Genomic DNA, 7,346 nt, shown 5'->3' with positions numbered 1-7,346 from the left:
AGTCATAGGGAGGATAGTAAGTATTATTTAAGGAGAGTATTTAGGAGTATAGAGGAGTTAAAAAGAGGAGTAAAAAAGTATTGTAGTAGATATAATAATATAAGGAGAAAAGTACTAAACTTTAAGAGTCCGAATGAGGTAGTAAGAGAGTATCAAAATAGTTTAACAAATTAATAAAAATGTAAAAAAGGTGACTAAGTGGTTAATTACACACTTATACAGAAACTTTTTAAATATTTTGTTACATATGTTTGACAACTAAACAAAAAAAATAATTTTAAAAGGCTTTGTTGTTGTAAATGTAGGGTAAAATATAGTATAATAAAATTAGTCTAAAAAAAATTGAAAGTAGGAATAAATATGAAAAAAAGAGTTGTTTTAGGTATGTCAGGAGGTGTTGACTCTTCTGTTGCTGCAATTTTGCTTAAAGAATCTGGTTATGAAGTAATAGGTGTATTTATGAAAAACTGGGAAGAAAAAGATGAAAATGGTGTTTGTATGTCAGATATTGATTATGAAGATGTAATATCAGTAGCTGAACAATTGGATATACCATATTATTCAGTAAATTTTGTTAAAGAATATTGGGATAGAGTTTTTGAATATTTTTTATCTGAATACAGACTTGCAAGAACTCCAAATCCAGATGTAATGTGTAATAAAGAAATAAAGTTCAAGGCATTTTTAGATTATGCAAATAAATTAGGTGCAGACTATATAGCTACAGGACATTATGCAAGATTAACAACTAATGAAAATGGAGAAAAAGTACTTTTAAGAGGTGTTGATAATAATAAGGACCAAAGCTATTTTCTATGTGGATTAAATCAAAAACAATTAGAAAAAGTATTATTTCCATTAGGGGAATATGAAAAAACAAAAATACGTGAAATTGCAGAAAAATATAATCTGAAAACAGCTAAGAAAAAAGATAGTACAGGAATATGTTTTATAGGAGAAAGAAACTTTAATGAATTTTTATCTAAATATTTACCAGCTAAAGATGGAAATATAGTTGATATTAATGGTAATGTTTTAGGTAAACATCATGGACTTATGTATTACACAATAGGACAAAGAAAAGGTATAGGACTTGGAAATACTAAAGAGGGTACTGGAGAACCATATTTTGTAGTCGATAAAAATGTTGAAAAAAATGAGTTGATTGTAGCACAAGGAGATGATGATTTACTTTATTCAAAAGGATTAATAGCAAATCAATTTAATTTTATTAATAAAATAGATTTACCATTTAGATGTAGTGTTAAATTTAGATATAGACAAAATGATGTTTCAGCTATTATAGATAAAATTGATGATGATAGATATGAGATAATTTTTGATGAAAAACAAAGAGCAGTAACTCTAGGGCAAATAGTAGTCTTATATGATGGTGAAAAATGCTTGGGTGGAGGAATAATTGATAAAATAATAAAGTAGGAGGTAAAAATGTTTTGGGACTGGTTCAAAAAAAGTGAAAAACAAAAAGAAATAGTTGAAAAAGAAAAAATCAAAGTATATGATGATGAAAAAGGTGAAGAAATAATAGTTGTTAAAGAAGATTGGATAAAAAAATTTTTAATACCAAAAATTGACCAAAATATTAATAATAAAGAAATGCTATATAATTTAATATTAGTTGGATTAAATTATAATGTATATGAAGAATTATTAGAACCTACTTTAAAATTTAGAGAAATGGAAGAAAATTCTAAAAGGTCTACAGAGGTATTAACAGAAATATATTTCCAATCATCAGTTTATAATGAAATTGTGGAACTATATGAGAACTATAAAGGTGAAATGAGTCAAATGATGTACTATTATTATGGACTTTCTTTACTTTATACAGGATTAGATATAGAATACGTTGAAACTATTTTAGAGGGTCTTTATTCATATCCAAATAATGATAAATTAATAGGGGAATTTAAAGAAATATTTAAGAATAAAAACTATGATATACAAGATAAGTATATGCAGACTTTATCAGATTTAGAGGGGGCATATAAGCTTTCAATATATTTTTCTGAAGTAGAATATGCTAACGGAAACTATAATAAAGCAAATAATTATATAGTTAAAGCTTTAAATCACGGTAATTACAGAACAGATGTTATTACTGAAGTTACAGATATATTATTTAAAAATAAGCAATATATAGAATTTGAAAATCATATATTAATTAGATACTCAGTAGAAAAAAAGGATATACAATTTACAAAACTTGTACTTAAATTTTATAAAGAAATGCTGAGATATGAAGATGGATTAAAACTTACAAATGAATTATACATCTATAGAAGATACTATAAAGAAATGATTAAGACTATAGCCTATTATGAAGAAGAATATTTAAAATTAAAATTTAAGTCAGAATTACCAGCAAGTTATGAATCATTAATAAATGGTAAAGAAGTGGGAGAAGTGAAATACTTTAATATATCACATCTTATGTCTTACTATATATTAAATAGAGATGAAAAATTATTGGTAGAAAAAAGTTCTGAAAAAAATGTTATGTTTTTACCAATAGCAACTTCATTACTTGATAAATTAAGTGATAAAGAATCAGCGTTTATAAATACACTACCTATACTTTTATTAGAAAAAGTGTATAGATCTACAGATGTAAAAATGCAAATAACTTTAAGTAAAGATGATATATCAATTAAAGAAAAAATTAGAGATTATGATGAAAAATTCTTTGAGGGTATTAGTAATGCAAATCCAAAGTTAAAACATATAATTACAGGTTTATTTGAAGAAGAAAATTCAGGGGATAAACTTTTAAGTATATATGGATATGATTGTGTAAAAAAAGAAATCTTTAAAATTATATCACCAACTAAAGTAGAAAATAATGAGGCTGATATAGCTAGAGAATATATAGATAGTATAAAAGAATGTTTTGGAATAAAAGTCTTTGATTTACAATCTATTCTTGAAATAGAAGATATATATAACTGTTCTAAGAGATTAGGATTATTCTTTGACTTTGATGCTAATAATGTATATAGAAAATGGAATTTACTATACTTATTAAATTACTATATTTCAAAAATTAAAAATGAAGATGAATTATTAATAGCATTATCTATTGTACATTTTATGAATATATATAAAATAGAATATGATTTAGAATATAAGAATATATTTTATGAAAAAAATCTTCAAATATTTGATAATCCAGAAATTAGAAGATTAATTAATTTTGTTTTTGAAAATAGAGGTGAGTAGTTTGAAAGAAATAATAATTAAAAATAAGTATAGATTTATAGCTGTTTTTATTGCTTTTTTATACCATATAGTATGTAGTATGCCAAACTCAAATTTAGTTATGTTTGTATCAGGATTAATTTTTATGATGGCAGTAACATATACAAATTTTGATTTTTTATTAACTATAAAAAGTAAGAGTAAATCTACATATACTATGCTTATTACTACAACTTTTATTGCATTTCTTTTTGAAGCAGCTTTGTCATCATCATTTTACTTAAGTGATATGATAATTAAAAATTACTATTTATCAATATTAATATTTTTTGTTAGGTTTATCTATTTTATAACAAGCCTATTAACAATATATCATTTACATGATTTAGGAAAGAAAAAATATATATTCATTCCATTAATGAATGCTTTTTTTGGTATATGCCTGTATGTAGAAGTAATAACATTTTTAATACCTAAGGTATATATATTTGGAATAATATTATTGATGATATTTGATTTTATGGAGAGTAAGAATGAAAATTAAAAAAGATTTGATATTATTACTTGATGAAGTAATAGAAAACAAAAAATATAGTAATTTACAATTAAAATATATGTTTGAAAATAATTCATATACTAAAGGTGAAAAAGCATTTTTAAATAATATGTTAAATGTTACTTTGAAAAATTTAATGTATATTGATTATGTAATTTCAAAATTAGCTAGAAGTATTAAGAGAAAAACAAAACAAATATTAAGATTAAGTATAGCTCAGATAATGTATACTGATGCAGATGTAGCCGGAATAATATATGAAGCTGTTGAGCTTGGGAAAGAGGGAAATATATATCAAGCTAATTTCATTAACTCAACATTAAGAAATTTTGTTAGAAAAAAAGATGAAATTTTTAATGATACTCCAGAAAATATTAAAATGTCTTATCCAACATGGTTTTATGATAAAGTTAGAAATCAATTTGGAGAAGATAACTTTAGAGAAGTTTTAAAAAGATATAAAGAAAAAAGCACTTTTTCGGTAAGAGTTAACCATAAAAATTTATCTGTTGAAGATTTTAAAAAATTATTAGAAATTATAGGTACAGAAATACTATTTAATGTATCAGATGTATATTATTTAAATAACAATAATGTACTTAAAACAAAAGCTTATTTAACAGAAGATATAGTGATACAAGATGGTTCTTCTTTATTAGTTGTAGATATGTTGGCACCAAGTAGTGAAGATGTAGTATTAGATGTTGCAGCTGCACCTGGTGGTAAATCTCTTGCAATATTACAAAAATACAATCCTAAAAAATTAGTAGCAACAGATATACACGAACATAAAGTAAAAATGCTTAAAGAATTTGAAAAGAAGTATACTAATTTTACTGCTTTATTAGCTGATGGTAGAGAATTTTCAGAGGGTATGTATGATAAAATATTACTTGATGTTCCATGTTCTGGATTAGGTGTTTTAACTAAAAAGCCTGAAAAAGTTTATGAAATAGACTTAAAGGTTATTAAATCAATAAAAAAATTACAAAAGAAAATATTTGATAATACATATAAGTTACTAAAACAAGGTGGAGAGATAGTATATAGTACATGTACCATACTTGAAAATGAAAATACTAATAATGTGTCATATTTTCTTGAAAAATATAGCAACCTTGAAGTTATAAACGTAGATTTTCCTAAAGATATAAAGATAATAAAAGATGAGTTTGGTGGTAATTTAATTTCATATGAAAATAAGTATTTAGATGGATTTTATATGATAAAATTTAGAAAAAAGTAGGAATATAATATGTACATAAATTTAGATGAAAGATTGCAATTTATATTAAATATTTTAAATGAATATGGAGAGGGATATTTAGTAGGTGGAGCATTAAGAGATATATTTTTAGGATTTAAACCTACTGATTTTGATATGGCAACTAATATTCCCATGGAAGAATTATTACATATTTTAAGCGAGTATAGTCCGATAATAATTTCTGAAAGATATCAAGTTATATCAATACAAGTTGATGAATATAAAATAGAGATTGCAAGATTTAGAAAAGAAAATGGAGTATTAGACGGTAGAAATCCACAAAATTTTGAATTTGTAGAAAATATTGAAGAAGATTTATCGAGAAGAGATTTTACTGTAAATGCTTTAGCTTACAACAATAATAAAGGTTTAATAGATAAATATGGTTCAATTAAAGATATTGAAAATCTTGAATTAAATATTATAGGAGAAGATAAGGCACTTAGACTTGCTGAAGATAACACAAGAATATATAGAGCCTTGTATTTAGTTTCAAAATATAATTTTAAATTATCATGTGAAACAAAAAATGCAATATCTAATTTTAAAAATCATAGAAAACTTAATGTAAGTATAAGTGGGTTTGGTAAATTATTGGATAAAATCTTATTTGATAGATATTCATACAAAGCTTTAAAAATAATGTTAGATAATGATTTATTTAGATTTTTTATTCCTGAATTATCTATAGATAATTTAGATAATACCACTATTAAAAATATTATAAATACATATAATGTATATTGCAAATATAATGTTTTTGAGGATAAAACAATAGGATATGCAATACTTTTTCTATATTCAGGTAAAAATACATTAGATGATAATAAATTTTTAGTAAATAGTATGATAATTGCAGAATCATACTTAAAAAAAATTGGTTTGAATATGACAGATATTATTTTAGTTAAAAATCTCATTTATTATAGTAATATAGTAAGTAGAGCGATAAATAAGGAAACTGTAAAAAGAATGTTATTTGAATTTAGAAATAATAAAAATGTTTCTAAATTACTTAATTTTATTTCTTTTATTCATCATCATAATGATAATTATAACGAAATAATGAAAAAAACTTTAGAATTGTTAAGTAGAATACAATCAATATATTTTGAGGGAGAAGTAGTATTTATCAATGATTTAGATATTAATTTAGTTGATTTATACAACATAGGACTAGATACTGAAATAAGTAAAGAGTCTATAAGACAAGATATATATAAACATGTTAATGAAGGGAATTTAAATAATAAAAAAGAAGATATTATTGAATATATTAAAAATAAATATGATGTAAAATTTAATGTAGTTAAAGTATCTTCAGCAGGTGGGATTGTATATAGAGTAAATAAGGATAATAATATTGAATTTTTATTAGTTAAAATATTAGGAGGTAATTGGGGATTTCCAAAAGGTCATATAGAAGATAATGAAACTAAAGTAATGACAGCTATTAGAGAAATTAAAGAAGAAACAAATCTTGAAACTATAATAATAGATTCTGAAAATTTCCAAAAAGATATTTCATATATTACAAATACAGGAGAATTGAAATATGTTACTTTTTTCTTAGCTAGAGCTATTAGTCATAATGTATTAATTGATATAGGAGAAATTAGTGAATATAAATGGTGTAGTTATGGAGACGCATTAAAGATATTAACTTATTCATCGCATAGAAAATTATTACAAGAGGCAAGATTATATATATTTAAAGAATAGAAAGGAAAATTGATGAGAAATAATATTTTTTTAGGATTAGTACATTATCCAGTGTATAATAAAAATAGTGAAGTAGTTGCAACTTCTGTTACAAATTTTGATATACATGATATATCAAGAACTTGTAGAACATATGATGTAAATAAATACTTTATTATTACTCCAGTAGATGCACAAAAAGAACTAACGTCAAGAATATTAGGATTTTGGCAAGAGGGAGACGGAATAGATTTTAATAAAGATAGAAATGAAGCATTTGAAAATACACTTTTATCAGATAGTATAGAAAAAAGTATAGAAGAAATAATAAAGATTACAGGGAAAAAACCAAAGCTTGTTACAACTTCAGCAAGATTATTTGAAAAGACAATTTCATTTGAAAAATTATCAGAAAAAATATTTAATGATGATGAAGTTTATTTCATTTTATTTGGAACAGGTTGGGGATTAACTCAAGAAATTATGGATATTTCAGATTATATCTTAGAACCAATAAGAATAAATACAAGATACAATCATCTTTCTGTAAGAGCAGCAGTATCAATTATTTTAGATAGATTATTTGGAGAAAATTAGGAGGAA

The 7,346-nt window shown here is 23.5% G+C and carries 6 protein-coding genes; all 6 read left to right on the top strand.

Going from position 1 to position 7,346, the window contains the following annotated elements:
• Window positions 1-360: 360 nt before the first annotated feature.
• From mnmA to BT993_RS03775, 6 genes are read left to right on the top strand one after another with little or no spacing between them, the layout of a single operon-like run.
• A complete protein-coding gene (gene mnmA, locus BT993_RS03800) occupies window positions 361-1,440 on the top strand; it encodes a tRNA 2-thiouridine(34) synthase MnmA (RefSeq protein ID WP_072593309.1) in 1,080 nt (359 codons plus the stop codon).
• A gap of 9 nt (window positions 1,441-1,449) precedes the next feature.
• Window positions 1,450-3,240 (top strand): hypothetical protein, encoded by a 1,791-nt coding sequence (locus tag BT993_RS03795; RefSeq protein ID WP_072593308.1) that lies wholly within the window; start codon window positions 1,450-1,452, stop codon window positions 3,238-3,240.
• A 1-nt stretch (window position 3,241) separates the two neighbouring features.
• A complete protein-coding gene (locus BT993_RS03790; RefSeq protein WP_072593307.1) occupies window positions 3,242-3,763 on the top strand; it encodes a hypothetical protein in 522 nt (173 codons plus the stop codon).
• Window positions 3,753-5,021: a transcription antitermination factor NusB gene (locus BT993_RS03785; protein WP_072593306.1), complete on the top strand. Its 1,269-nt coding sequence runs from the start codon at window positions 3,753-3,755 to the stop codon at window positions 5,019-5,021. Before BT993_RS03790 ends, BT993_RS03785 begins: the two co-directional genes overlap by 11 nt.
• 9 nt (window positions 5,022-5,030) lie before the next feature.
• Entirely contained in the window at window positions 5,031-6,764 is a 1,734-nt protein-coding gene (locus BT993_RS03780) for an NUDIX domain-containing protein (RefSeq protein WP_072593305.1), read from the top strand.
• Between the two features lie 12 nt (window positions 6,765-6,776).
• The gene (locus tag BT993_RS03775) at window positions 6,777-7,340 is read left to right on the top strand and encodes an RNA methyltransferase (RefSeq protein WP_064607282.1); all 564 of its coding nucleotides are present in this window, start codon (window positions 6,777-6,779) and stop codon (window positions 7,338-7,340) included.
• Window positions 7,341-7,346 lie beyond the last annotated feature (6 nt).

Origin of the sequence: Streptobacillus ratti, from assembly GCF_001891165.1 — a bacterium.
GTDB classification, from domain to species: domain Bacteria; phylum Fusobacteriota; class Fusobacteriia; order Fusobacteriales; family Leptotrichiaceae; genus Streptobacillus; species Streptobacillus ratti.
Note: the sequence above shows the minus strand (reverse complement) of the source record. Positions and strands in the feature narration are given on the sequence as shown.